The 23,879-nt window shown below is 69.4% G+C and carries 17 protein-coding genes; 7 read left to right on the top strand and 10 right to left on the bottom strand.

The window, feature by feature from the left end; all coding sequences use genetic code 11:
• The first annotated feature begins 3 nt into the window (after nt 1-3).
• On the top strand, nt 4-2,202 hold the full coding sequence (locus DS843_RS19760; RefSeq protein WP_149470549.1) for a site-2 protease family protein: 2,199 nt from the start codon (nt 4-6) through the stop codon (nt 2,200-2,202).
• A gap of 92 nt (nt 2,203-2,294) precedes the next feature.
• On the opposite strand, the gene DS843_RS19755 is transcribed toward DS843_RS19760, so the two are convergent.
• Nucleotides 2,295-2,669, bottom strand: coding sequence for an RT0821/Lpp0805 family surface protein (locus DS843_RS19755; protein ID WP_149470548.1), 375 nt, complete (start codon nt 2,667-2,669; stop codon nt 2,295-2,297).
• Between the two features lie 267 nt (nt 2,670-2,936).
• Here DS843_RS19755 and DS843_RS19750 point away from each other — a divergent pair, with 267 nt between their 5' ends.
• Nucleotides 2,937-4,946: a mechanosensitive ion channel family protein gene (locus tag DS843_RS19750; protein ID WP_149470547.1), complete on the top strand. Its 2,010-nt coding sequence runs from the start codon at nt 2,937-2,939 to the stop codon at nt 4,944-4,946.
• Between the two features lie 6 nt (nt 4,947-4,952).
• Here the strand turns inward: DS843_RS19750 and DS843_RS19745 are convergent, their stop codons facing one another.
• Nucleotides 4,953-5,405: a hypothetical protein gene (locus DS843_RS19745; protein ID WP_149470546.1), complete on the bottom strand. Its 453-nt coding sequence runs from the start codon at nt 5,403-5,405 to the stop codon at nt 4,953-4,955.
• Between the two features lie 140 nt (nt 5,406-5,545).
• Between DS843_RS19745 and DS843_RS19740 the strand changes: the two genes are divergently transcribed.
• A complete protein-coding gene (locus tag DS843_RS19740; RefSeq protein ID WP_149470545.1) occupies nt 5,546-6,334 on the top strand; it encodes a DUF3750 domain-containing protein in 789 nt (262 codons plus the stop codon).
• A 4-nt stretch (nt 6,335-6,338) separates the two neighbouring features.
• Here the strand turns inward: DS843_RS19740 and DS843_RS19735 are convergent, their stop codons facing one another.
• Nucleotides 6,339-7,244: an LOG family protein gene (locus tag DS843_RS19735; RefSeq protein WP_286192200.1), complete on the bottom strand. Its 906-nt coding sequence runs from the start codon at nt 7,242-7,244 to the stop codon at nt 6,339-6,341.
• 263 nt (nt 7,245-7,507) lie between these two features.
• Here DS843_RS19735 and DS843_RS19730 point away from each other — a divergent pair, with 263 nt between their 5' ends.
• Nucleotides 7,508-9,901: a PAS domain S-box protein gene (locus DS843_RS19730; RefSeq protein WP_286192199.1), complete on the top strand. Its 2,394-nt coding sequence runs from the start codon at nt 7,508-7,510 to the stop codon at nt 9,899-9,901.
• Between the two features lie 66 nt (nt 9,902-9,967).
• Nucleotides 9,968-10,462, top strand: a complete 495-nt coding sequence (locus tag DS843_RS19725) for a substrate-binding domain-containing protein (protein ID WP_149470543.1) — start codon at nt 9,968-9,970, stop codon at nt 10,460-10,462.
• On the opposite strand, the gene DS843_RS19720 is transcribed toward DS843_RS19725, so the two are convergent.
• The 6 genes from DS843_RS19720 to lldP form a co-directional block, all read right to left on the bottom strand.
• The gene (locus DS843_RS19720) at nt 10,463-10,948 is read right to left on the bottom strand and encodes a group III truncated hemoglobin (RefSeq protein ID WP_149470542.1); all 486 of its coding nucleotides are present in this window, start codon (nt 10,946-10,948) and stop codon (nt 10,463-10,465) included.
• Between the two features lie 159 nt (nt 10,949-11,107).
• On the bottom strand, nt 11,108-11,767 hold the full coding sequence (locus tag DS843_RS19715) for a LutC/YkgG family protein (protein WP_149470541.1): 660 nt from the start codon (nt 11,765-11,767) through the stop codon (nt 11,108-11,110).
• Nucleotides 11,760-13,184, bottom strand: a complete 1,425-nt coding sequence (locus DS843_RS19710) for a LutB/LldF family L-lactate oxidation iron-sulfur protein (RefSeq protein WP_149470540.1) — start codon at nt 13,182-13,184, stop codon at nt 11,760-11,762. Before DS843_RS19710 ends, DS843_RS19715 begins: the two co-directional genes overlap by 8 nt.
• Nucleotides 13,177-13,932 (bottom strand): (Fe-S)-binding protein, encoded by a 756-nt coding sequence (locus DS843_RS19705; protein ID WP_149470539.1) that lies wholly within the window; start codon nt 13,930-13,932, stop codon nt 13,177-13,179. Before DS843_RS19705 ends, DS843_RS19710 begins: the two co-directional genes overlap by 8 nt.
• A gap of 19 nt (nt 13,933-13,951) precedes the next feature.
• A complete protein-coding gene (locus DS843_RS19700; RefSeq protein WP_149470538.1) occupies nt 13,952-16,825 on the bottom strand; it encodes an FAD-binding and (Fe-S)-binding domain-containing protein in 2,874 nt (957 codons plus the stop codon).
• A 288-nt stretch (nt 16,826-17,113) separates the two neighbouring features.
• A complete protein-coding gene (gene lldP, locus DS843_RS19695) occupies nt 17,114-18,802 on the bottom strand; it encodes an L-lactate permease (RefSeq protein ID WP_149470537.1) in 1,689 nt (562 codons plus the stop codon).
• 400 nt (nt 18,803-19,202) lie between these two features.
• Here lldP and DS843_RS19690 point away from each other — a divergent pair, with 400 nt between their 5' ends.
• On the top strand, nt 19,203-19,970 hold the full coding sequence (locus tag DS843_RS19690) for an FCD domain-containing protein (RefSeq protein ID WP_286192198.1): 768 nt from the start codon (nt 19,203-19,205) through the stop codon (nt 19,968-19,970).
• Between the two features lie 62 nt (nt 19,971-20,032).
• Nucleotides 20,033-20,848 carry a cytochrome c oxidase assembly protein gene (locus DS843_RS19685; protein WP_149470535.1) on the top strand — a complete coding sequence of 272 codons (816 nt, stop codon included), beginning with the start codon at nt 20,033-20,035 and terminating at the stop codon, nt 20,846-20,848.
• A 187-nt stretch (nt 20,849-21,035) separates the two neighbouring features.
• Here the strand turns inward: DS843_RS19685 and clpB are convergent, their stop codons facing one another.
• Complete coding sequence (gene clpB / locus DS843_RS19680; protein ID WP_149470534.1) at nt 21,036-23,705, bottom strand: ATP-dependent chaperone ClpB; 2,670 nt, start codon at nt 23,703-23,705, stop codon at nt 21,036-21,038.
• Nucleotides 23,706-23,879 lie beyond the last annotated feature (174 nt).

Genomic DNA, 23,879 nt, shown 5'->3' with positions numbered 1-23,879 from the left:
CCCATGGGCGCCGCCGCCATCGGGATATCGGGGCCGGCGGTCATCACGCCGCTGGACCCGCTGGACAGCGTGCGGCTGCCGCCGCTGCGCGAGGAGCTTCAACTGCTGCCGGCCCCGCCGGCTCCGGACGGGTCGTCCTGCTGGACGATCCACGATCCGGTGCGCAACCGGTATTTCCGCATCGGTCATGGCGCCTTCGAGGTCATCGCCCGCTGGCATCACGGATCGCCGCGCGCCATCGCCGCCGCGGTGACGGCGGAAACCGTCCTGGAGGCGGAGGCGGAGGAGGTCGTCGGGCTTTACAAGTTCCTGGCGGCCAACAACCTCACCCAGGGCGCCGACGTTGATTTCCTGACCAAGCAGACGGCGGCGCGGCGCACGTCCTGGTCGATGTGGCTGCTTCACAATTATCTGTTCTTCCGCATCCCGCTGATCCGCCCCGACGGCTTCCTGAACGCTACCGTGCGCTACGTGGCGCCGTTCTACAGCCGGGCGTGGTTCTGGACGGTGATCGGCGCCGGCCTTCTGGGCCTCGTCCTGGCAATGCGCCAGTGGGACAGCTTCGCTCACACCTTCCTGCATTTCTTCACGCTGGAAGGCATGGCCTTCTACGGCGTGACCCTGCTCGTCACCAAGTCGCTGCACGAGTTGGGGCACGCCTACACCGCGAAACGCTACGGCTGCCGGGTGCCGACCATGGGGTTGGCCTTCCTGGTGCTGTGGCCGGTGCTCTACACCGACACCAGCGACGCGTGGCGGCTGGTGTCGCGCCGCGCCCGGCTGCAGATCGCTGCGGCGGGCATGCTGACCGAACTGGCGCTGGCCGCCTTCGCCACCCTGGCCTGGAGCTTCCTGCCCGACGGCCCGCTGCGCAGCGCCGCCTTCTTCGTGGCGACGGTGAGCTGGGTGACGACGCTGACCATCAACCTCAGTCCCTTCATGCGCTTCGATGGCTATTACCTGCTGGCCGACGCGCTGGACGTGCCGAATCTTCAGGACCGCGCCTTCGCGTTCGCCCGCTGGCGGCTGCGCGAAGCGCTGTTCGGCCTGGGCGAGGAGGCGCCGGAGCGGTTCGAGCCGTGGATGGAGCGGGTGCTTCTGGCCTACGCCTTCGCCACCTGGGTCTATCGGCTGGTGCTGTTCATCGGCATCGCGGTTCTGGTCTATCACGTCTTCATCAAGGTGCTGGGCATCGTGCTGTTCGCGGTGGAAATCGGCTGGTTCATCCTGCGCCCGCTGTTCAACGAACTGAGCGCCTGGTGGGAGCGCCGGGACAGTTTCCGGCCCAACCGTCATCTCCTGGTGACGCTGGGCGGCCTGACGGCCCTGGTCTGGCTGGCCTTCGTGCCGGTCACCGGAACCATCGCGGTGCCCGCGGTGTGGCGGGCGGAGGGCTTCTCCACCCTGTTTCCCCCGGTTCCGGCCCGCATCGCGGAGGTGCTGGTCCAGCCCGGCCAGCGCGTGGCGCTGGGCGACCTGCTGTTCCGGCTGGAGGCGCCGGAACTGGCGAGCAAGCTGCACCAGTCGGAGCTGCGCATCGCGCTGGCCCAGGACCGGATCGACCGCATGCTGGCCGCCCGCGACGGTCTGGACCGGGTGCGGGTGATGGAAGAGGATCTGGCCGCCAATCTGGCCGAGCGGCAGGGGCTGCTGGACGGTCTGGCGCGGCTGGAAATCCGCGCGCCCATCGCCGGCACGCTGGTGGACATGGCCGACGCGCTGCGGCCCGGCCGCTGGGTTGGGCCGTCGCTGGCGCTCGGCCAGATCGTGGCGGACGGCGGCGGGGAACTGGTCGGCTATGTGGCCGAGAACGACCTCACCCGCGTGACGGCGGGCGCCGCCGCGCGGTTCCACCCCGACGACCCGCTGCGCCCCCGGATGGAGGCGCGGGTGACGGCGGTGGACCGGGTGGGCGTGAAGGGGTTGGACGTTCCCGCCCTGGCGTCGCTCCACGGCGGTCCCATCGCGGTCGAGTCCCAGAGCGGCCCGTCCATGGGGCGGACGAACGCCGAGGCCGCGCGCCACAACCTGAAGCCGGTGGAGGCCGTCTACCGTGTGGTCCTGGCCCCGCTGGACCGGACGCAGGCGGGACCCGCCCACCAGATGCGCGGCGTCGCCCGCGTGGACGGCGAGGCGCGCAGTCTGGCCGACCGTTTCTGGCGCACCGCGCTGGCCGTGCTGATCCGCGAAACCGGGTTCTGACGGGGAGGGGTCCGTCAGAGCGCGATGGCCCCGGCGCCCGTCAGGGCGCTATCGCCCCGGCGCCCGTCAGGGCGCTATCGCCCCGGCGCCCGTCAGGGCGCTATCGCCCATTGCCCGTTGGCCATGCGGCAGAAGGTCAGCCGGTAGGGCTGGACGGTCCGCCGGATGAAGTTGGCCTGCACATCGCCGCAGGGGGCGCCGTCCCGTTCGTGGATCTTCTGAACGACCACATCGCCGCGCACCCCGGTCTTCGGGTTGTTCCACTCCGTGCGCCGCCCCGCTTCCAACGGCGTTAGGGCCTCGCGCAGCGCGTTGCGGAACAGGTCCCAGTCCTCGTCCGTCAGGTCCACCCCGCCGCGTCCGCCGAGAAACAGCCCGAACTGTGCCTGGGCCGGGGAGGCGGCGGCCAGCGTCAACGCCAGGGCGGCGGCGTGAAGCCCGAAGGACGGGCCGGATAACAGGCGCATGCGGCGGTTCCTCATAACCGTTGGAATTACGAGCATTTGAGGAATTATCGAGGCGGTTCGGTCCGGGCGGCAGGTCACGAACGGGCGTCTTACCGTAAGATACGCCGCGTCCGCCGGAACCTTGTATGCCCGACGGGGCAGGGCGCGGGCGGGGGTGACGGGGTGGTCCGGTAGGCAACGGTAACGTACTGGCGCCGCCGGGCGGGCGGGGGCGACGGTCCGATACCGCGAGCGCGGCCTTGTCCTTTCCCCTGGGCGGTGTTTTTGATGGTCGATGATGCCCGGCATCTTCCGCGGCTGCTTGCCATCCCCCTCCTGGCCGCGCTTCTGCTCGTCCTGTCGCCGGGGCCGGCGGCGGCGCAGAACCAGGCGACGGGGCTGGAGCACTACGCCGCGCGGCTGGAGGCGGTGGCGGCCACCTACCCGCAGCTTCCGGCCATCCTGTCGGACGCCTTCGCGCACCCGAACGGGCGGGAGGCGGCGGTGCATCCTCTGCGGCTGCTGCGCGGCCTGCTGATCCTCTTCGCGGCGGGGACCGCCGCGCTGCTGCTGACGGGCCGGGCGCTGGCGGGGCCGAGGCGGAGGCTGGAGGCGGAAGGCGGCGGGGCGCCGCTGCTGGCGGGAATGCTGCGTTTCGTGCTGGGGCTGGTGCCGGTGGTGGCCTTCGCGCTCGGGGTGCTGGTCGTCTACGCGATCCTGCGTCCGGCGCACCCGGCGGCCCCGGCGGTTCTGCTGGCGGTGCTCCAGGCGGCGCTGACCGTGCTGCTGACCGATCGGCTGATCCGCTTCCTCTGCGCGCCGGAGCGCCCGGAGTTGCGCCTGATCCCGCTGGAGGACGCCGACGCGCGCGCGCTGCATCGCACAGGCGTGGTCACGGTGACATTGGCCGCGACGGTTCTGGGGCTGGTCGATCTGCTGCTGGCGCTGGGGGTGGGCGGAAACGCCATCGTCGCCATCGGCCTGCCGCTGAGCACCGTTCCCTTCCTCTATCTGCTCTACCGCGTGTGGCGGGGGCGGGCGGCGGTGGCGATGGCCATCGCCCGCCCGCTCGGCATCGAGGCGAAGGACCATCCCACATTGGGGCTGTGGGCGGTGGCGGCCTCGGTCTATCTGGTCGCCTTGTGGCTGGTCGTGGCGGGGGCGGCGGTGCGGCTCGAACCGGCGACGGGACCGCGGATGCTCGCCAGCCTGCTGGTGGCGCTGGCGGTGCCCGCCGTCGCGCTGATGGCCCAGCGCCCGCTTGCCCGCTTCTACCGGGGGGAGGAGACGGAGGCGGGCAAGGCCGCGGTGGCGCGGGTGATGCGCGCGCTGTGGTCGGCGCTGTTCGTCGTCGGCGTCTTCGCCACGGCGGCCATCTGGGGATTCCGGGTGGAGCAGGCGACGGGGGCGACGGGCATTGCCCTGCGGCTGCTGTTCAACGTGACGGTCGTGCTTCTGCTGGGCTACGTCGCCTGGACGATGGTGGTGCGGGCCATCGACCGGGCGTTGGAGGGGGCGCGCCACGACGGCCCGTCCTCCCGCGGGCAACGGCTGGCGACCCTGCTGCCGCTGCTGCGGAAGTTCCTTCAGATCGTGATGATCGTCATCGTCGTCATGATCATGCTGTCCTCCGTCGGCATCGAGATCGGGCCGCTGCTGGCCGGGGCGGGGGTGATCGGCATCGCCATCGGTCTGGGCGCGCAATCGACGATCGCCGACATCCTGGCGGGCGTCTTCTTCCTGCTGGAGGACGCCTTCCACATGGGCGACTACGTGGAAGTCGGGCAACTGCGCGGCACGGTGGAAGGCATCTCCCTGCGCTCGCTGAAGCTCCGCCACCACCGCGGCGCCGTGCACACGCTGCCCTTCGGCCAGATCAAGGCGCTGACCAACTACAGCCGGGACTGGGCGCTGATGCGGCTGGAGTTCCGGGTCCCGCCCGAGACCGACATGGGGTTGGTGAAGAAGCTGGTGAAGGAGGTCGGCAAGGAACTGTCCGCCGACCCGGAGATGGGGCCGAGCTTCATCGAACCGCTGAAGTCCCAGGGCGTGCGCCGGGTGGAGGACGACGCGGCGATCATCGGCGTCAAGTTCATCACCAAGCCCAACGAGCAGTTCGTCATCCGGCGCGAGGCGTACCATCGCCTGATCCGGGCCTTCCAGGACCACGGAATCCATCTGGTCGGGCGCGGCGTGGTGGTGCGGGTGGACGATCCGGAGGCCGCCAACCGGATCATCGGCTTCGCCGCCGCCCAGGCCATGAACGGCACCCGGAAGGAGAGCGGGGCGGCGGACTGATCCCCATCACTCCGGCATTTTGGAGTCCCGCTTCACCGCCAGCCACGCCGCGATGACGAAGGCGGGCAGGCGGGTGAGCGTGGCGTCGTCCCGCCCGGTCTCCTCCTGCCATGCCCGGTGGTGGTCCAGCGCACGGCGCAGGGCGCCGCCGCGCTCCGCCGCGGGGACGGCGGACAGGGCGGTGTCCAGGCTGGTCAGATAGGGCGGAAACTCCGCGTTCGGCCCGGCCAGACCGCGCTCCGTCCCCTCGGGGTCGAACCAGGCCTCCGCGGCGCTGGTGTCGGCGCTGGGCGGCACGACCATGCCGCCGACATAGCCGGTGGGCTGCACGACCTTCCACCCCTTGCGGCTGGGTCCCGTGGTCCAGCCGAGCGCGCGGGCGACCTCCGTCGTCGCGGCGCGGGTCGGCGCCTGCCGGGTGATGCGGTCCAGAAGCTCGGTCAGGTCGGCGGCGGGCATCGGGGCGCTCCTTCGGGTGAACCATCCGCCCGGCTGAACCAACGGCATGGTCTTCAACGTACAACATCCACACCGGGTGGGGCGATGATAGCCTAACCGGGAACGGGCGCGTGAAGCGAGAGGGAGCGGTGCGGAAAAGAATGGCGGCCACGATCCTGGTAGTTCTGATGACGCTGGTCCTGCTGCTGGCCGGGCCGGCCTTCGTCATCGCGTCGGGAACGGCGACGTTGGGAGTGGACTGGAGCCGGGCGGACCGCTCGTCCGTCGGCCTCGCCCCCGATCCCGCCGCGACGCCGGAGGCGGTGGTGCAGGTCTACGCCGCGCGCGCCCTGTCCTGGCGCGGCGCCTTCGGCACGCATCCCTGGTTCGCGGTGAAGCCGGCGGGGGCGTCGTCCTACACCGTCTACGAGGTGGTCGGCTGGCGGGTCTATCGCGGGCTTCCGGCGGTTGCGGTCAGCAACCGCGATCCGGACGGGCGCTGGTTCGGCTCGGCCCCGGCGCTGCTGGCCGAACTGCGCGGCCCCGCCGCCGAGGCCGCCATCCCCAAGATCGCCGAGGCCGCCGGGAGCTACCCCTACGCCGGGGAATACCGCATCTGGCCCGGCCCCAACAGCAACACCTTCGCCGCCTGGGTGGCGCGGGCGGTGCCGGAACTGCGGCTGGACCTGCCCTCCACGGCGCTGGGCAAGGATTATCTGGGTTCCGGCCTGATCGCGCGGGCGCCCAGCGGCACCGGCTGGCAGGTCAGCCTGTTCGGCCTCGCCGGTCTGCTTCTGGCGAAGGAGGAGGGGTTCGAGGTGAATCTGCTGGGCATGACGTTCGGGGTCGATCCCTTCGATCTCGCGGTCAAGATTCCGGGCGTCGGGCGGGTCGCGCTGAACGCTCCCGCTCCAACCGCCCCGGCCTCCGACAGCCCGCCGCCGGGCTGAGCCGTCAGCTTTCCTCGGCGGAGGAGATGCCGGTGCCGGCGGGACCCAACGGCGGGTTGCCACGCTTCAGGCCGAGCCGGGTCATGCAGTCCCACGCCTCTTCCGCCGTGTCGGCGATGTCGAACAGCTCCAGGTCGCCGGGGCTGATCATGCCGTGGTCGGCCAGCGCGCGGAAATTCACCACCTCGTTCCAATAGTCGCGTCCGACGAACACGATGGGCAGGCGCGACGCCTTGTTGGTGTTGCGCAGGTTCAGGATCTCGAACGCCTCGTCGAAGGTGCCGAATCCGCCGGGGAAGATCGCCAGCCCGTTGGCGCGCATCGCCAGATGCATCTTCCGGATGGCGAAATAGTGGAAGCGGAAGGTCAGCTCCGGCGTGCTGTAGGGGTTGGGGTGCGGTTCCTGCGGCAGGCTGATGTTGAAGCCGATGCTGGGCGCCCCGGCCTCCTGCGCACCGCGGTTGGCGGCCTCCATCAGGCCGGGGCCGCCGCCGGTGGCGATCACGTTGTCCCGCTGCCCGTCCTCGGTCGGCGACAGGGCGCCGCCGCGCTCCGACACGATGCGCCCGAAGGCCCGCGCCTCCTCGTACCAGGCCGCCTGCTTGGCCCGCCGTTCGGCCTGTTGCCGCTCCTCCGGCGTCCGGGCGCCGCGGAGAAGCTGCTCCGCCCGCTCGGGCGAGGGGACGCGCGCGCTGCCGTAGACGACGATGGTGGACCGGATGCCCCAGGCTTTCAGCTCCGCTTCCGGCTTGGCGTATTCGAGCATGAAGCGCACCCCGCGCATCGGCTCGCTCAACAGGAAATCGCGATCCTCGAAGGCGATGCGGTATGCGGCGGATTCGTGGTTCGGTCCGCTGTCCTTCAAGTTTTTCTCCGGCAGGCTTTTCTCCGGCAGGCTTTTCTCCGGCATGCTGTGCTCCGGTTGGGAACGGGATGGGTTTTTGGACATGTGGGGTGGCGGGCGGCTCTTTGCCGGGCTCCAAAGGGTTTGCCGTCAAAGGAAATGTACCGCAGAGTCGGAAGAAGGTGGCAGGGGGGAGCAAAGGGGGACCGTCCCGCGACTTTCCATAAGCCTTCGCCCTGCCCACATGATGAATACAGGCCGTCCGCCGCCTGACCGTTCGCGTCGTCTTGCAAGGGGTCACGTTGACCAGTTTCGAGCCGCCATGGCCAGTGAACGAGCGTGCCCGGCTCGACCGGCTGAAGAGCTATGGCGTTCTGGACACGCCGCCGGAGGCGTCCTTCGACCGGCTGACCCGGCTGGGCGCCCGCCATTTCCGCATGCCCGTGGTCATGGTCAATCTGGTGGACGAGACGCGGCAGTGGTCCAAGGCCGGCTATGGCCTGACGACGGCGGTCCTCGAACGGCGGCTGTCCTTCTGCGCCTTCACCATCCTCGACGACGCGGTGATGGTCGTGCGCGACGCACGGGACGACGAGCGCTTCGCCGGCCATGAGCTGGTGGCCGGGCCGCCGCACCTGCGCTTCTACGCGGGAGCCCCGCTGATCACGCCGGACGGTCTGCGGATCGGCACCTTCTCCCTCCTCGACGTCAAGCCCCATCCGGAATTCGATGCGGAGGACGAACGGGACCTGGAGGACTTCGCCCGCCTCGCCATGCACGAGTTGGAGTCCCAGGCCGCCAACCGCGTCGCGCAGGCGGCGGAGATGCTGCTGCGGGACAAGACCGCTTTGTTGGAAAGCCTTCTGGAAAGCGTCACCGATCCGATTTTCGCCAAGGACCGGCGGCTCCGCTTCACCCTGGTCAATTCCGCGACCGCGCGCCTGTTCGGGCTGACGCGGGAGGAGGTGGTCGGCCTGACCGACAAGGATCTGTTCCCCCCGGAAGAGGCCGAACGGCTCGACGCCCTGTGCGGACGGGTGATCGTCACCGGGCGGGAGGAAACGGTGGAGGAGGAACTGCCCTTTCCCACGGAGGAGGGCAAGCGCGTCCTGATGATCAGCGTGATGCCCCTGCGCGACGCCTGGGGAACCGCCATCGGGGTCGTCGGGGTGGCCCGCGACATCACCGCCCGCAAGCGCGCGGAGGACGCGTTGCGGTCGAGCGAGGCGCGGTTCCGGACGCTGGTGGACAACACGCCGCTGCTCATGTGGATCAACCGTCCGGACGGCGAGCCCGAATACTACAACGCGGAGCTTCGCGCCTACACCGGGCGGGACGTCGAGGCGATGTCCGCCTGGAAGATCATCCATCCGGACGACCGTGCGAGCTTTCTGGAGTTGCGGGCGCGCTCCATTGCCGCCGGCACCCCATACCAGTGCAACGTCCGGGTCCAGCGCGCCGACGGGGCGTGGCGTTGGCACCAGTGCCGCGTGGTGCCGGTGCGGGAGAAGGGCGCCGTCGTTTCCTGGATCGGCACCGCGGTGGACATCCACGAGATCCGGCGCGCACAGCAGGCGGCGGAGGAGGCCGACCGGTCCAAGGGCCGCTTCCTGGCCGCGGCCAGCCACGATCTGCGCCAACCCATGCAGTCCATCCTTCTGTTCGCCGGGGCGCTGGGGTCCCATGTCGCCAGCGATGCCGGACGGCAGGCGCTGAACAGGCTTCAGCAAGGGCTGGATACGCTGAAGGACCTGCTGGACAGCCTGCTCGACGTGTCTCGCCTCGACGCCGGGGTGGTGGCGCCGCAGATCGAGGACTTTCCCGTCGCCGATCTGCTCGGTCCCTTGTCCGCCGCCTACGCCCCGCTGGCCGAGGCCAAGGGGCTCGACTGGCGTGTCGTTCCCTTCACGGGCGCGGTGCGCAGCGACCGGGTGTTGCTGGGGAGGATGCTGCGCAATCTGGTCGACAACGCCATCCGCTACACCGAGCGGGGCCGGGTGATGGTCGATTGCCGTCCGCAGGGGGCCCGCCTGTGCATCGAGGTGCACGACACGGGCCTGGGCATTCCGCCCGAGCAGCGGGAGCGCATCTTCGAGGAATTCCACCAGGTCGGGAATCCGGAACGCGACCGGGAGCAGGGCCTGGGCCTCGGGCTGGCCATCGTGCGCCGGCTGTCGCGGCTGCTCGACCATCGGGTGGATCTGGTGTCGCGGCAGGGCCGCGGGTCGATCTTTTCCATCAGCGTGCCCCTGGTCCGCCAGGAGGCGCCGCGCAAGGCGGTGCCCGGATCGGCGCCCGATTCCGCGACGCCGCGGGCCGATGCCGCGACGGCGACCGGCGACGGGCGGCTCGCCGTGGTCGTGGAGGACGACGTCATCGTGCAGATGGGGCTGACGGCGATGCTGGGGGAATGGGGATTCGCGGTGCTGTCCGCCGGGAGCACCGCCGAGGCCCTGGAGCGCCTGCGTGCCGACGGGCGGCGGCCCGACATCGTGCTGGCCGACTACCGGCTGCGCCAGGGCCGCGTCGGCACCGAGGCCATCCTGAACGTCCGCGACCTCTTCGGCACCGACGTGCCGGGCATCATCGTCACCGGGGAGATCGGGCCGGAACCGCAACGCGACGCCGCCCGTCATGGCATCGGTCTGATGCACAAGCCGGTGACGCCCCGCCTTCTCGAAGCCGCGCTTGCCCGCCAACTTGGAGCCGAAAGGCCGGCTTGAGCGTTGCTATCCCCAGCGGCGCCCGACGGCGCCGCGTCGTGTGAGGGCTGTGGAGGAGACAACAGAGTGCCATCGCTGTCGAAAGGACTTGCCGTGATCGCCGCCGCCGCCGTGCTGGCCGGCTGCCAGTTCCCGGGCTTCCAGCCGCCGCCGCAGAAGGCCGCCCTGCCGCCCCCGACCGTGCCGAAGCCGCCGCCGGAGGAGCGCGGGATCTGGATCGTCGGCAGCCCGTCCATGCGGGGGGCGGTCGGCACCGCGGCCAGCCGCTTCAGCAGCACGCCCGACACCCAGCCGCGCCTCGTCGCGGAGGGAACCAACAGCGGCTTCCGCAGCTTCTGCGCCGGGGTCGGGCTGGAGCATCCCGACATGGTGGTTTCCGACCGCCGCATCCGCGCGGAGGAGCAGAAACGCTGCCGTGCCAAGGGCATCACCATGACGGAGTACGAGCTTGGCCCCAACCAGTTCGCCTACGTCAAGGACGCGCACATGATGACCATCCCCGGCGTGCGCGACTTCACCCAAAGCTGGGGCGTGAGGGGCAAGCCGGTGCGCGCGACCTGATCAGGAGCCGGCCTTGACGTCTGTTTTGGCGGCGACGTCTGTTTTGGCGGCGGCAGCGTCGGCGGCGGCCTGCTTGCGGAAGAAATTTACCCCCATCTGGATGCTGCGCCCGATGTTGGCGGCGCGGTCCTCGAAGAAGGCGGCGGCCTCGGGCGTGCAGACCTCCGCCGTCGTCTCGTGGAACAGCTCCAACCAGCGCTCGAAATGGGCCGCCCCGATGTCGAAGCGGACGTGGGCGGGCAGGGGGCGCCCATCGTAGCGGTGGGTCAGCAGGGCGACGGAGGACCAGAAGTCCATCATCTTCCGCAGATGCGGCTCCCAATCCGTGATCGCCGCGCCGAAGACCGGGCCGAGCAGGGCATCGTCCCGGATCTTGCCGTAGAAGGTGCGGACGAGGGATTCGATCATCGCCTCGTCGATTCCGGTCTTGGCTACGCGTTCGGCGATGGTCGCGGACTGGGGCGAGAGGTCGGTGGTCTGGTCCAAGGCGGTGGGGTCCTGAAATGACGGAAGAGAACAAGGCCCCGCACTATACCCGTTCCGGCAGCGCGCGACCACCCGTGCAGGACTGACTTGCAAGGCAGCAGGGTGTTGCCGAATCCCTCTCTCGCCCTGGGAAAGGGAGGGAGAGGGAAATTGACGACCCTAACGGATGACGACCACCACCAGCCGCTTCGGACCGTGGACGCCGTAGGCCAGCGTCTGTTCGATGTCCGCCGTCTTCGACGGGCCGGAGATCAGCAGGGCGTTGGTCGGCATGCCATCCGCCCAGCGGTTCTCGGTCATCGCCTGCCAGAAGGTGTCGTACAGCGCATCGGCGCGCAGAAGCGCCAGATGCATGTGCGGCACCAGCGACATCAGCCGCGGCTCCTCCGGCGTCGGCCAGACGATCAGGCTGCCGGTGTCGGCGATGGCGCCCAGCGTCGTGGTGATGCCGGCGTCGATGCCGTCGAACAGCCGCTCCTTGAAAGTCTCCACCCGGTCGGCGTAGGGGACCAGTTCAGGTCCGTCCGCCGTCCATTCGGCGGACAGGCGCGCTCCGGCCTCGGTCGCCGGGCCGAACAGCAGGTTGCGGGTGCCCTGCGCCTTGAGGAACGCCTGAACGTCGGCGGGCCAGTTCGCCTCCGTCGTCTCCAGGAATTCCGTGTGCACGGCCTCCATCATGCGCTTGATGCGCTCCAGCCGTTCGTCGCCTTCCCAGCGCTTGTTGCGCAGGACGGCGAAGTCGGACTCCGGCGGGGTCAGGGGGTGGGCGTCGCGCCCGGCGCGCAGCTTACCCAGGATGGCGTTTCTGGCCTCAGACATCGGGAATCCCCTTTTCGCGGGCGAGGGCGTGGAGCGTGCGGGCGGCGAAGCGCGGCTTGGACCGCACATTCGTCCACTCCTTCAGAAGCGGCAGGCTGGCGGGCGCGGCGTTGCCCAGCTTCGCCAGAAGCGCCGTCGCGAACTGGTAGGCGAGCGGCGAGGCGTAGGTCATCGACCAGCCCTTCCAAACCATCGCCTCCGCCTTGCTGGCGTGCGAACCGGCGCCTTTCACGGCGTCGCCGGGGTGGACGGCCTCCGACCGCAGTCGGCCCATGATCTCCACGATGGGGATTTTCACCGGGCAGATTTCGACGCAGGCGTTGCACATGGTGCAGGCGTGCGGCAACTCGCCCCGCTTCTCCAGCCCTTCCACCTGCGGCATCAGGATCGAACCGATCGGGCCGGGGTAGGGCGCCTGATAGGCGTGGCCGCCGACCTTGGTGTAGACCGGGCAGTGGTTCATGCAGGCGCCGCAGCGGATGCAGCGCAGCGTGTTGCGCAGCTCCTCGTCGGCGTAGATGCCGGACCGCCCGTTGTCGAGGATCACCAGATGGATCTCGTTCGGGCCGTCCTTTTCCCCCTCCTTGCGGGGGCTGGAGATCATGTTGACGTAGGTGGTGATCGGCTGGGCGGTGGCGGAGCGGGTCAGCAGGCTGATGACCGGCGGCACGTCCTCCAGCTTCTCCACGACCTTTTCCAGGCCCATGACGGCGATGTGGACGGGCGGCACGGTGGTGCTCATGCGCCCGTTGCCCTCGTTCTCCACCAGGCAGAGCGTGCCCGTCTCCGCCACCGCCATGTTGACGCCGGAAATGCCGACGTCGGCGGTCGCAAACTTCTTGCGCAGGACGCGGCGGGCGAGGTCCGTCAGTTGGGCCACGTCCTCGGTGTATTCCGCCTCCTTGATCTTCTGCTTGAACAGATGGGCGATCTGCTTGGTGTTCATGTGGATCGCCGGCATGATGATGTGCGAGGGCATCGCCTCATCAAGCTGGACGATGTATTCGCCGAGGTCGCTTTCCAGGCTCTCGATGCCGTGCCTTTCCAGGAAGGCGTTGAGGTGCATCTCCTCCGACACCATCGACTTGCCCTTGACCACCAGCTTCGCGTTCACGCGCTGCATGATCGACAGGACGATGGCGTTGGCCTCGTCGGTGGTGGACGCCCAATGGACCTGGATGCCGTTGCGGGTGCAGTTGGCTTCCAGCGTCTCCAGCAGTTCCGGCAGCTTGGACAGGGCGCGCAGGCGGACCGAGGCGCCGAGCGTGCGGACCGCGTTCCACTCGGCGGTGTCGGCGAACTGCACCGCGCGCTTGGACATCAGCCCATCCATGGCGCGGCGGAAGTTGCCGCGAAGCTGCTGGTCCTGAAGCGCCGCGGAAGACGCCTTGGCGAAGTTCACGCTGGTCTCACCCATGGGTGCGCTCCTTCAGGAACTGGGCGATGTGGACGCCGCGGACCGGCTTCCGGCCAGCCTCCAGAGCGCCGGAAATGTTCATCAGGCAGCCGCAGTCGCCGGACACCACGGCCTTGGCCCCGGTGTTCTCGATGTCCGCCACCTTGTCGCCGACCATCGCCGCGGAGATTTCCGGATGGCGCACGGCGAAGGTGCCGCCGAAGCCGCAGCATTCCTTTTCCCGCTGCAACTCGACCAGTTCCACGTTGGCGAGCTGGCGCAGCAGGGTCTTCGGCTCGTCAGTCACGCCCATTTCACGCTGGGCGTGGCAGGAGGCGTGCCAGGTGATCGTCACCGGCGGCCCCTGGTCCTCGAATTCGACCTTCAGGACCTGGACGAGGAACTGGGTCAGTTCCCACACGCGGGACGCCACCTGACAGGCGCGGGCCTCGTCCGGCTCGCCCTTGAACAGGTCGGGCCAGTGCTTCTTCATCATGCCGGCGCAGGACCCCGACGGCACGACGATGGGCCAGTCGCCGGGGAAGTAGTCAAGCTGCGCGCGGGCGACCTTCAGCGCCTCTTCCCGGTAGCCGGAATTGTAGGCGGGCTGGCCGCAGCAGCTCTGCCCCTGTGGGAAGACGACGCGGATGCCCTGCGCCTTCAGCAGCTCCATGCCGGCCATGCCGGCCTCCGGATAGAACAGGTCCACCAGACAGGTGCCGAAGAAATACACATTGTCGGGGCGGCTTATGGTGCCGTCGTGGGTCATGGTTTTCCTCCCTCCCGCGTCAGAATGCGGGTTCCGACGCGCGCGCGGAAGCCGGGGCGGGAGCCTTCGGCGTCGAGCAGGCATCGACCAGATAGACGATGGAACGGTACGGCAAGCCGGAGTGATCGGACAGCCCGATCTCGCAGGTCCGGCTGTTCGAATAACCGGCCTTGGCCCCGGCGGGGATGTCCTTCGACAGGTGGCGCAGGGCGTGGGCGTTCAGTTCCGGTGTGGTGAAGCCCTTGTCGCCCGCGAAACCGCAGCAGCCGACATCCTCGGGCACCACCACCTGGGTGGCGCAGGCCGCGGCCACCGCCTTCATCTTGCCGTCCAGGCCCATGCGGCGGGTGGAGCAGGTCAGGTGCAGCACCACCGGTTCCGTCTGCTTGGTGAAGGTCAGCCGGTCCAGCAGATGGTCGTGGATGAATTCCACCAGATCCAGGACCTGGAGCCCGGCGTCCTTCAGATGCTTCTTCAGCCGGAAGGAACAAGGGCTGGTGTCCAGGACCACCGGGGCGGTGCCGCCGGCGCTGGCCGCCCAGATGGCGCGGACCATCTCCTCCGCCTTGGCGTCGGCTTGCGCGGCGAGGCCCTTGCTCTCCAGCGGCATGCCGCAGCACAGCGACGAAAGCTGCTCCGGATAGGCGACGCGGTAGCCGGCCTTGCGGAACAGCGCCTCCACCTTCACCGGCAGCGGGGTCTTTTCCGGATCGTCGGCGGCGGGACCCATGCTGCGGCTGGTGCAGCTCGGCACATAGACGACGGTCGGCGCGTCGGCGGGACCCTTCGGCTGGGCCGGCGGGGTGAAGTCGGTCGGGGTGGGCAGGGCGCGCGGCAGGTGCGGCAGGCGCTGGCCGGTGACGTTGCGCAAGCCCTCGAACAGCGTGTTGGCGGTGCCGTCGCCCAAAGTCCGCTTCGCCAGATCGGCCAGCTTCAGGCCGGCGCGGGCCACCGACAGCGCTCCGGCGGTGTGGCCGGCGACGTAGCGGCCCACGCCCTGGGCCACCGCCCCGCGGCGGTCGCCGCGCAGCGCCTTGATGAGCAGCCCCGTCTCGATCCCCACCGGGCAGGCGGTGGAACAGAGGCCGCAGGCCGCGCAGGTGTCGATGCCCTGGTAATCATAGGCGGCGTGCAGAGCGTCGAGCCGCTCCTTGTCGCTCCCCTCGGCCTCCAGCCGGGAAATCTCGCGCCAGCCGACGATGCGCTGGCGGGGGGAGAGGGTCAGCCTGTGCGACGGGCAGGTCGGTTCGCAGAAGCCGCATTCGATGCAGGTGTCCACCAGCGCGTGCGCGGGCGGCATCGCCTTCAGGTTCTTGAGATGCGCCTCCGGGTCGTCGTTCAGGATGACGCCGGGGTTCAGCAGGCCCTGCGGGTCGAGCAGCGCCTTGATCTCCTTCATCAGGCCATAGGCTTGCGGCCCCCACTCCATCTCCACGAAGGGGGCCATGTTGCGGCCCGTGCCGTGCTCCGCCTTCAGCGATCCGTCGTACTTGCGCACCACCTGATCGCACACCGCGTCCATGAAGCGGCGGTAGCGGTCCACCTCCTCGTCGGTGTCGAAGGCCTGGGTGAAGACGAAGTGCAGGTTCCCTTCCAGCGCGTGGCCGAAGATGATCGCCTCGGTGTAGCCGAACTCCAGGAACATGGCCTGAAGCTCGACCGTCGCCTCGGCCAGCCGGTCGAGCGGGTAGGCCACGTCCTCGATGATGACGGTGGTCCCGACCTTGCGCATGGCGCCGACCGCCGGGAACAGGCCCTTGCGGATCTTCCAGTAGCTTTCGCCCAGCTTGGCGTCGGTGGTGAAGGTCGCCGGGAACAGGGTCTGGGTGTTGGCGATCACCGCGCCGACCGCGGCGATGTTGGCGTCGAGCGCCGCCGCGTCCTCGCCGCGGATCTCCACCAGCAGGGCGGAGGCGTCCGGCCCCAGCCCGCCGATGAAGTCCGGCATGCCCGGCTTGCCCTCGACCGAGCGCAGGGAGGCGCGGTCCATCAGCTCCACCGCCGAGACCGGTGTCGGCTTCATCAGCGCGACGGCGCGGCAGGCTTCCCCGATGTCCGGGTACATCAGCAGGGCATTCGCCTTGTGGGCGTGTTCCGGCACCGTGTTGTAGGTGATCTCGGACAGGAAGCCGAGCGTGCCCTCCGACCCGATCATCAGGTGCTGGAGGATCTCGACGGGGTCCTCGAAGTCCACCAGGGCGTTCAGGCTGTAGCCGGTGGTGTTCTTGATGCGGAACTTGTTGCGGATGCGCTCGGCCAGCTTCTCATCCGCGCGGGTGCGGGCGGCCAGATCGGACAGGCCGGACAGCAGGGCGCCGTGGCTGACGGCGAAGGCGGCGCGGCTGGCCGCGTCGCCGGTGTCCAGCAGCGTGCCGTCGGCCAGCACCAGCCGCATGGAGGCCAGTGTGCGGTAGCTGTTCTGCGCGGTGCCGCAGCACATGCCGCTGGCGTTGTTCGCCGCGATGCCGCCGATCTTGGCGGTGGCGATGGAGGCCGGGTCGGGCCCGATCTTGCGCCCGAAGGGGGCCAGCTTGCGGTTCGCCTCCGCCCCGATGACGCCGGGCTGGAGGGTCACCGTCGCCGCCCCCGGCGGGATTGTGCAGCCGCGCCAGCCGTCGCCCAGCAGGACCAGGACGGAATCGGTCACCGCCTGACCCGACAGGCTGGTGCCGGCGGCGCGGAAGGTCACCGGGGTTTTCAGCTCCCGGCAAAGGTTCAGAAGCCGCACCACCTCGCCCTCGTCCTCGACGATGGCGACGATCTTCGGGATCAGGCGGTAGAAGCTGCCGTCCGTGCCGTAGGCCAGCGTGCGCAGCGGGTCGGTGACGAGGCGTTCGTCCGGCATGAACTCCCGGAGGGCCGCGTGCAGGCGGTCATAGGGCGCGGGCAGCATCGGTTCTCGGGGCCTCCGGATCTGGGACCGCGCGACGACTCCTCCGTGATCGCCGGTCCGGGTTGCGCGTGGCTGGGGCAATCTTGTTTCCGCCCGTCTCGCGGACAGCTTCTTATCCGCCTCAGTCCGTTGGTCGGATAATCGATTTGTTTGACGACCGCAATGGTAAAATCAATTGACCAAAACACGCCGCAGTGCGGTGGTGCGCTTCAAAAGAAAGTGGCGCCGCCCGACCGGATGGATGGCCGAGCGGCGCCGTAGGAAATCAGGCTTGGTGCGACATGACGCTTACGGGATCATCCAGGGCAGGATGTAGGCCTGGATCATGGTGATGACGCCGATGATCGCGACGAAGAACAGGCTGTGCTTCACGGTGAAGCGGAACAGTTCGGACTCGCGGCCCACCAGACCCACCGCGGCGCAGGCCACGGCGATGGACTGCGGGGAGATCATCTTGCCGGTGACGCCGCCCGTCGTGTTGGCCGCGACCATCAGCACGTCGGACACGCCCACCTGCTGCGCCGTCGTGGCCTGGAGGCCGCAGAACAGCGCGTTGCTCGACGTGTCGGACCCGGTCAGGAACACGCCCAGCCAGCCCAGGATCGGCGAGAAGAACGGGAACAGGAAGCCCGTGCCGGCCAGCAGCAGCGCCAGGGTGGAGGACAGGCCCGAGTAGTTGGCGATGAAGGCGAAGGCCAGAACCATGCCGATCGAGTAGATCGGGCGCTTCAGCTCGCTCACCGTCTCGACGAAGGTCTTCACGCCGTCGGCGGGGCGCATCTTCAGCATGACCATCGTGACGATGGCCGAGATCAGGATGGCCGTGCCGGTGGCCGACAGCAGGTCCAGCTTGTAGACGGCGTCGATCGGCTTCGGCGAGGCGACGATCGGGGCAGCCTTCAGCACCAGCTTGTCCAGCCCGGCGATCGGGAAGTACAGCACCGTGTCGGCCAGCGCGCCGCCCTTGGCGAACAGGGCCTTGAAGGGCTTCAGGCTCCAGATCGTGACGATCACGGTCAGGATCAGGAAGGGCGACCAGGCCTTGGCGATCTCACCGGCGCTGTAGCCGCGCTCGGCGGCGAACTCGCTCGTCGCCATGGCGCCGACCGACTGCGGCACCGGGGCGCTGGGCAGCGGGGAGTTGGCGAAGCGGAAGATGGCCTTCGGCTTCCAGAACTTCAGGAAGACGGTGATGCTGACGAGGCTGACCAGCGCGGAGGTGATGTCCGGCAGCTCCGGCCCGATGAAGTTGGCGGTGAAGTACTGGGTGACGGCGAAGGTGCCGCCGGCGACCAGGATGGCGGGCCACGTCTCGCGGATGCCCTTCCAGCCGTCCATGATCATGACGATCCAGAACGGGACGAAGACGGAGAGCAGCGGAAGCTGGCGGCCGGCCATGGCGCCGATCTTGAACGGGTCGAGCGAGGTGACCTGCCCGGCGACGATGATCGGAATGCCCATGGCGCCGAAGGCCACCGGGGCGGTGTTGGCGATCAGGCAGAGACCGGCGGCGTAGAGCGGGTTGAAGCCCAGGCCGACCAGCAGCGCCGCCGTGATGGCGACCGGCGCGCCGAAGCCCGCAGCCCCTTCCAGGAAGGCGCCGAAGGAGAAGCCGACCATCAGCATCTGAAGCCGCTGGTCCTCGGTGATCGACACCACCGACGAGCGGATGATCTCGAACTGGCCGGTCTTGACCGTGATCTTGTAGAGGAACACGGCGGCCACGATGATCCAGGCGATGGGCCACAGACCGTAGAGGAAGCCGTAGCCGGCCGACGCCAGCGCCATGCCCACCGGCATCTGGTAGAACAGGATGGCCACGGCCAGCGAAATGGCGACGGTGATGGTGCCCGCGACGTGGCCCTTCATGCGCAGGACCGTCAGCGCGATGAAGAAGAAAATGATCGGCAACGCGGCCACAAGTGCCGAAAGCCAAAGGTTACCCGCGGGATCGTAGACTTGGGTCCAGGGCTGCATGTTTCCTTCCTATGCCGCGATTCTCGGTACTGCCCTTTGGCCGGCGACCGTGAATGGAGCCCGGACCCGCACGTCTTATCCGGACGCGCGCCGCCTTTCATTCCGCAGCCCGTGGACTGTGGAGATCAGTTTTTTCTTGGGTTCGGCTCCGGTCAAAAATTATGACCAAAGGCAATTCACGGATACATTGGGTCGCCATGGTTGGCAATAGGGAAAATTCAATTTACCGTCAGCGAGGCTGAAGACTTTTTCTTGCTTCTGGTATTACCATTTGACCCGTCCGGTGACGGACCCGCCGGGAAACGGCGCCGCGGGCCTCGGTGGGGCTGGACGCGCGGGAGCCGTGACGATATCTAGCTTTCGGGATCAGGCGGGATTGCTGCGGATGCAGGGCAAGGGAATGATAAAGCCGGCCAAGCTGGCGGACGCCATCGCGGACCATCTGGAGACGCTGATCCGGGAAGGCGTCCTGCGTCCGGGGGAGAAGCTCCTGCCGGAACGGGATCTGGCGTTGAAGCTGGACGTCTCGCGCCCGTCGCTGCGCGACGCCCTGGAGAAGCTGGAGGAGCGTGGGCTGCTCGTCTCCGGGCGCAACGGCACGCACATCGCGCAGTTCCTCGCCCCCATCGCGGCCCCGCTGGCGGCGCTGCTGCAATCCGATCCGGACGCGCCCTTCCATTATCTGGAGTTCCGCAGCGCCATCGAGGCCGCCGCCGCCGGGCTGGCCGCGCAGCGGGCGACCGACCTCGACCGCGAGGCGATCCACGCTCTGGCACAGCGCATGAAGGATGCCCATCGGCAGGACGATCCGTCGGAGGAGGCGGACGTCGACGCGCAGCTTCACCTCGCCATCTACGAGGCGGCGCACAACACGGTGATGCTGCACATCATGGGCGCCCTGTCGGAGATGCTGCGAAACGACGTGTTCTACAACCGCGACCGGCTCTACACCCGGCCCGGCGTGCGGAACCTGCTGCTGGACCAGCATCTGGCCATCGCGAACGCGGTGGTGGCGGGGGACGCCGAAGGCGCGCGGGCCGCGGCGGAGGCGCATGTCGTCTTCACGTTGCGCACCCTGCGGGAAATCCGCGAGGACGACACGCGGCTGGAAGCCTCCCTGCGCCGCATCGGGCGCACCGACCTGATCGAAAGCGCCGAGCGGGCCTGAAAAAGGGGAACCCAAGGGCTGCGGCGGGTTTTACATGGCAGTCGACCTAGGGAGGTCCAGCCGTGCCCGTTGGAACGCAGCCGTCCATCATCCCCTATTGCGGTCCCCCGCCGGTGCCGGAGGGGTTCTGGAGCGCCTGGAACGGCGATCCGGTGCTGCTCGCCGTCTTTGCCCTGGCCGCCGTCGGATACGCGGCGGTCGTGAACCGGCATGGGGCAGGGCACGGGACAAGAATGGCGCGCCACCAGTCCTGGTGCTTCGCCGCCGGGTGGCTGGTGCTGTTCGCGGCCTTCGTGTCGCCGCTGTGCAACCTGACCTCCGCCCTGTTCTCGGCGCGGGTCGTGCAGCATCTCCTGACCATACAGGTGGCGGCGCCTCTGCTGGTCCTGTCCTGGCCGACGCGAGCGGTGCGCTGGCGCGGCTGGGCGAGGACCCTGGCGTCACCCCTCGGAGTTCCGGAGATCGCCTGGGGCCTGTTCGGGCTGTTCCTGTGGGTGTGGCACCTGCCGGGACCCTACATGGCGGCGCTGCGCTTCGATGCGGTGCTGTGGGCGATGCACGGCAGCCTGCTCGTCGGCGCGGTCGCGGCGTGGCGGACGGTGCTGGCGCCGGACGGGCCGGCGATGCGGGCGCGGGGGCTGCTGTCGGCCTTCGGCACCTCGGTCCATCTCGCCATCCTGGCGGCGCTGCTGATCTTCGCCCCGCAACCGCTGTTCGTCTACCATCTGGTGACGACGGCGCCCTGGGGTCTGTCCGCCCTGGCCGACCAGCAGCTCGGCGGGCTCATCATGGGGGTCGTGGGGGCCGCGGTCTATGTGGCGGTCAACCTCTACGCCCTGGCGCGCTGGCTGATGGTGGCGGAGCGGCAGGGGACATAAAAGGGGCTGACGTTGCCCCCACCCCGACCCTCCCCCTCTTCGAGGGAGAGGGTGCCTTCTGCGAAGCGGCGGCAGTCCCCTCCACCTCGAAGCTCTCGCGCAAACCTTTGGTTTGCGCTGACGCGGCAGGCGGACCTTTGGTCCGCCGAGAGCGGGGGGAGGGTTAGGGAGGGGGCAGCGTCGTCGTTCAGTGGACCGCGGCGCTGCGTCCGCCGCCGCTGCCCGTCAGGGCGAAGCCCAGCGGCGGGCGTTCGGGCGCCTTGAAGCCGGTGGCGCGGTCCTCCTCGACCGGGACGCCATCCAGGGTCAGGCGGCCATCCCGCGCCGACAGATGCAGGGTCGAGCGCTCGTCCACCTCGTCGTCCAGCAGACGTTCGGCGATGGGGTCCTCCACCAGATTCTGCACCGCACGCTTCAAAGGACGCGCGCCGAAGGCCGGGTCCCAGCCGAGTTCGGCCAGCCGGGCGCGGGCCGCGTCGTCGGCGGTCAGGGACAGGCCGCGTTCCGCCAGACGCTCCGCGACGCGGGCGAGCTGGATGTCCACGATGTGGGCCATCTGCTCCCGCCCCAGCCGGCGGAAGATCAGCACGTCGTCCAGCCGGTTCAGGAACTCCGGCCGGAAGGCGCGGCGCACCGCGTCCATCACCTCGACCCGCGCCCCCTCCAGGCTGTCGTCCTCGCCGAGCGCGGTCAGGGCGTCCGCCCCCAGGTTCGATGTCATGATCAGGATCGCGTGGCGGAAGTCCGCCGTGCGGCCCTGCCCATCGGTCAGCCGCCCGTCGTCGAGCGCCTGGAGCAGCACGTTCAGCACGTCCGGATGGGCCTTCTCCACCTCGTCCAGCAGGACGACCTGATAGGGCCGGCGCCGGATCTTCTCGGCCAGTGTGCCGCCGTCGTCATAACCGACATAGCCCGGAGGCGAGCCGATCATGCGGGCGACGGAGTGCTTCTCCATATACTCCGACATGTCGACGCGGGTGACCGCGTTCTCGTCATCGAACAGGAAGGCGGCCAGCGCCTTCGCCAGCTCCGTCTTGCCGACGCCGGTGGGGCCGAGGAACAGGAAGGAGCCGGTGGGACGGTTGGGGTCCTTCAGTCCCGCCCGCGCCCGGCGCACCGCCTTCGACACGGCGCGCACGGCCTCCGCCTGACCGACCACGCGCTCGGCCAGCCGGTCCTCCATGCCCTTCAGCCGCTGCCGCTCGCCGTCCAGCATGCGGTCGACCGGGATGCCGGTCCAGCGGGTGACGACGGCGGCGATGTCCTTCGCCGTGACCTCCTCCCGCTCCGTGTTGGCGCGGGATTCGGCATCGCCCAGACGCTTCTCCAGGTCGGGGATGACGCCGTAGGCCAGCTCGCCGGCCTTGGCCCAGTCGCCGTCGCGCTGCGCGTGCTCCAGCTTCGTGCGGGCCTGGTCCAGCTCCTCCTTCAGGCGGCGGCCCTCGGTGCGGCGGGAGTGGCTGGCGCGCCATTCCTCTTCCATGGCGGTCAGCTTCGCCTCGTCCTCGGCGAGTTCGGCCTCCAGCTTGAGCAGCCGTTCCCGGGAGGCGGCGTCCGGCTCCGCCTTCAGGGCCTCGCGCTCGATCTTCAACTGGGCGACGCGCCGCCCGACGGCGTCCAGAGCCTCCGGCTTGCTGTCGATGGCCATGCGCAGGCGGCTCGCCGCCTCGTCGACCAGGTCGATGGCCTTGTCGGGCAGGCGGCGGTCGGCGATGTAGCGGGCGGAGAGCTGCACCGCCGCGACCACCGCCGCGTCGGCGATGCGCACGCCGTGGTGCACCTCGTACTTGCCCTTGATGCCGCGCAGGATCGACACGGCGTCCTCGTCGGACGGCTCGTCCACGTTCACCGGCTGGAAGCGGCGGGCCAGCGCCGCGTCCTTCTCGATGTACTTGCGGTACTCGTCGGGCGTGGTGGCGCCGACGCAGCGCAGTTCGCCGCGCGCCAGCGCGGGCTTCAGCATGTTGGCGGCGTCCATCGCGCCGTCCGTGCGGCCCGCGCCGATCAGCGAATGCAGTTCGTCGATGAACAGGATGATGCGGCCCGCCGCCTGCTGGACCTCCGCCAGGACGGCCTTCAGCCGCTCCTCGAAGTCGCCGCGGAACTTGGCGCCGGCCAGCAGGGCGGTGAGGTCGAGCGCGAGGACGCGCCGGTCCTTCAGCCCCTCCGGCACGTCGCCGGAGGCCAGCCGCTGGGCCAGACCCTCCACCACGGCGGTCTTGCCGACTCCGGGCTCGCCGATCAGGACGGGGTTGTTCTTGGTGCGCCGGGCCAGGACCTGGATGGTCCGCCGGATCTCGTCGTCGCGCCCGATCACCGGGTCGAGACGGCCCTGCCGGGCCTCTTCCGTCAGGTCGCGGGCGTATTTGGCGAGCGCCTCGCCCATCTGCGAATCCTCCTGCCGGTCGGCCGGGCGGTTCCTGCTCAGCGACTCCACGCCTTCGACCAGCACCGCGGGATCGACGCCGGCGCGGTGGAACAGCGCACGGGTGCTGCCGCCCTGGGCGGCCAGCGATACGAGAAGCCGTTCGGGGGAGACGAATTTGTCGCCGGCCCCGCGCGCCGTTTCGACGGCGCCCTGGAGCACGCTGGCGAGCGCGGGGGACATGAAGATCGGGTGCGGCCCTTCGCCATCCACGCGGGTCTGGCGGTTCAGGGTTTCCTCGGCGGCGCTCCTCAAAAGCTCGGGGTCGCCGCCGGCATCGCGGATCAGCCGGGCGGGCACGCCGTCGGCGTCCTCGACCAGGGCCTTCACGAGATGTTCGGGGACGAGCTGTTGGTGGCGTCCGGCGAGAGCCGCCAGTTGCGCGGCCTGGATGACGCCGCGCGCACGGTCGGTGAACAGACCGAAGTCCATCAGGCACTCCGTTCGTTATGGTTCCCGCCCTTTTCGAAGGCGCGGGAAGACGGCCTGTGTGGCCCGCACCATGCGCGGCCCCGGTCGCCTCACACGAACAGATGGGCAGGGCCGCCGCCCCGGTCAAGACGGCGGGGGGGCCGGTTGCTTGCGCAATTGTCCCACTATATGGAC

The organism is Roseomonas genomospecies 6, from assembly GCF_008365375.1.
Taxonomy (GTDB): Bacteria; Pseudomonadota; Alphaproteobacteria; order Azospirillales; family Azospirillaceae; genus Azospirillum.
Note: the sequence above shows the minus strand (reverse complement) of the source record. Positions and strands in the feature narration are given on the sequence as shown.

Bases quoted from the DNA above. Each gene is read 5' to 3' on its own strand.
- clpB (WP_149470534.1), bottom strand. From the start codon at position 23,705: ATGGACTTCGGTCTGTTCACCGACCGTGCGCGCGGCGTCATCCAGGCC.
- DS843_RS19710 (WP_149470540.1), bottom strand. From the start codon at position 13,184: ATGGGTGAGACCAGCGTGAACTTCGCCAAGGCGTCTTCCGCGGCGCTT.
- DS843_RS19735 (WP_286192200.1), bottom strand. From the start codon at position 7,244: ATGCCGGAGAAAAGCCTGCCGGAGAAAAGCCTGCCGGAGAAAAACTTG.
- DS843_RS19750 (WP_149470547.1), top strand. From the start codon at position 2,937: ATGGTCGATGATGCCCGGCATCTTCCGCGGCTGCTTGCCATCCCCCTC.
- DS843_RS19755 (WP_149470548.1), bottom strand. From the start codon at position 2,669: ATGCGCCTGTTATCCGGCCCGTCCTTCGGGCTTCACGCCGCCGCCCTG.
- DS843_RS19740 (WP_149470545.1), top strand. From the start codon at position 5,546: ATGGCGGCCACGATCCTGGTAGTTCTGATGACGCTGGTCCTGCTGCTG.
- DS843_RS19705 (WP_149470539.1), bottom strand. From the start codon at position 13,932: ATGACCCACGACGGCACCATAAGCCGCCCCGACAATGTGTATTTCTTC.
- DS843_RS19690 (WP_286192198.1), top strand. From the start codon at position 19,203: ATGATAAAGCCGGCCAAGCTGGCGGACGCCATCGCGGACCATCTGGAG.
- DS843_RS19700 (WP_149470538.1), bottom strand. From the start codon at position 16,825: ATGCTGCCCGCGCCCTATGACCGCCTGCACGCGGCCCTCCGGGAGTTC.
- DS843_RS19760 (WP_149470549.1), top strand. From the start codon at position 4: ATGGGCGCCGCCGCCATCGGGATATCGGGGCCGGCGGTCATCACGCCG.
- DS843_RS19745 (WP_149470546.1), bottom strand. From the start codon at position 5,405: ATGCCCGCCGCCGACCTGACCGAGCTTCTGGACCGCATCACCCGGCAG.
- DS843_RS19715 (WP_149470541.1), bottom strand. From the start codon at position 11,767: ATGTCTGAGGCCAGAAACGCCATCCTGGGTAAGCTGCGCGCCGGGCGC.
- lldP (WP_149470537.1), bottom strand. From the start codon at position 18,802: ATGCAGCCCTGGACCCAAGTCTACGATCCCGCGGGTAACCTTTGGCTT.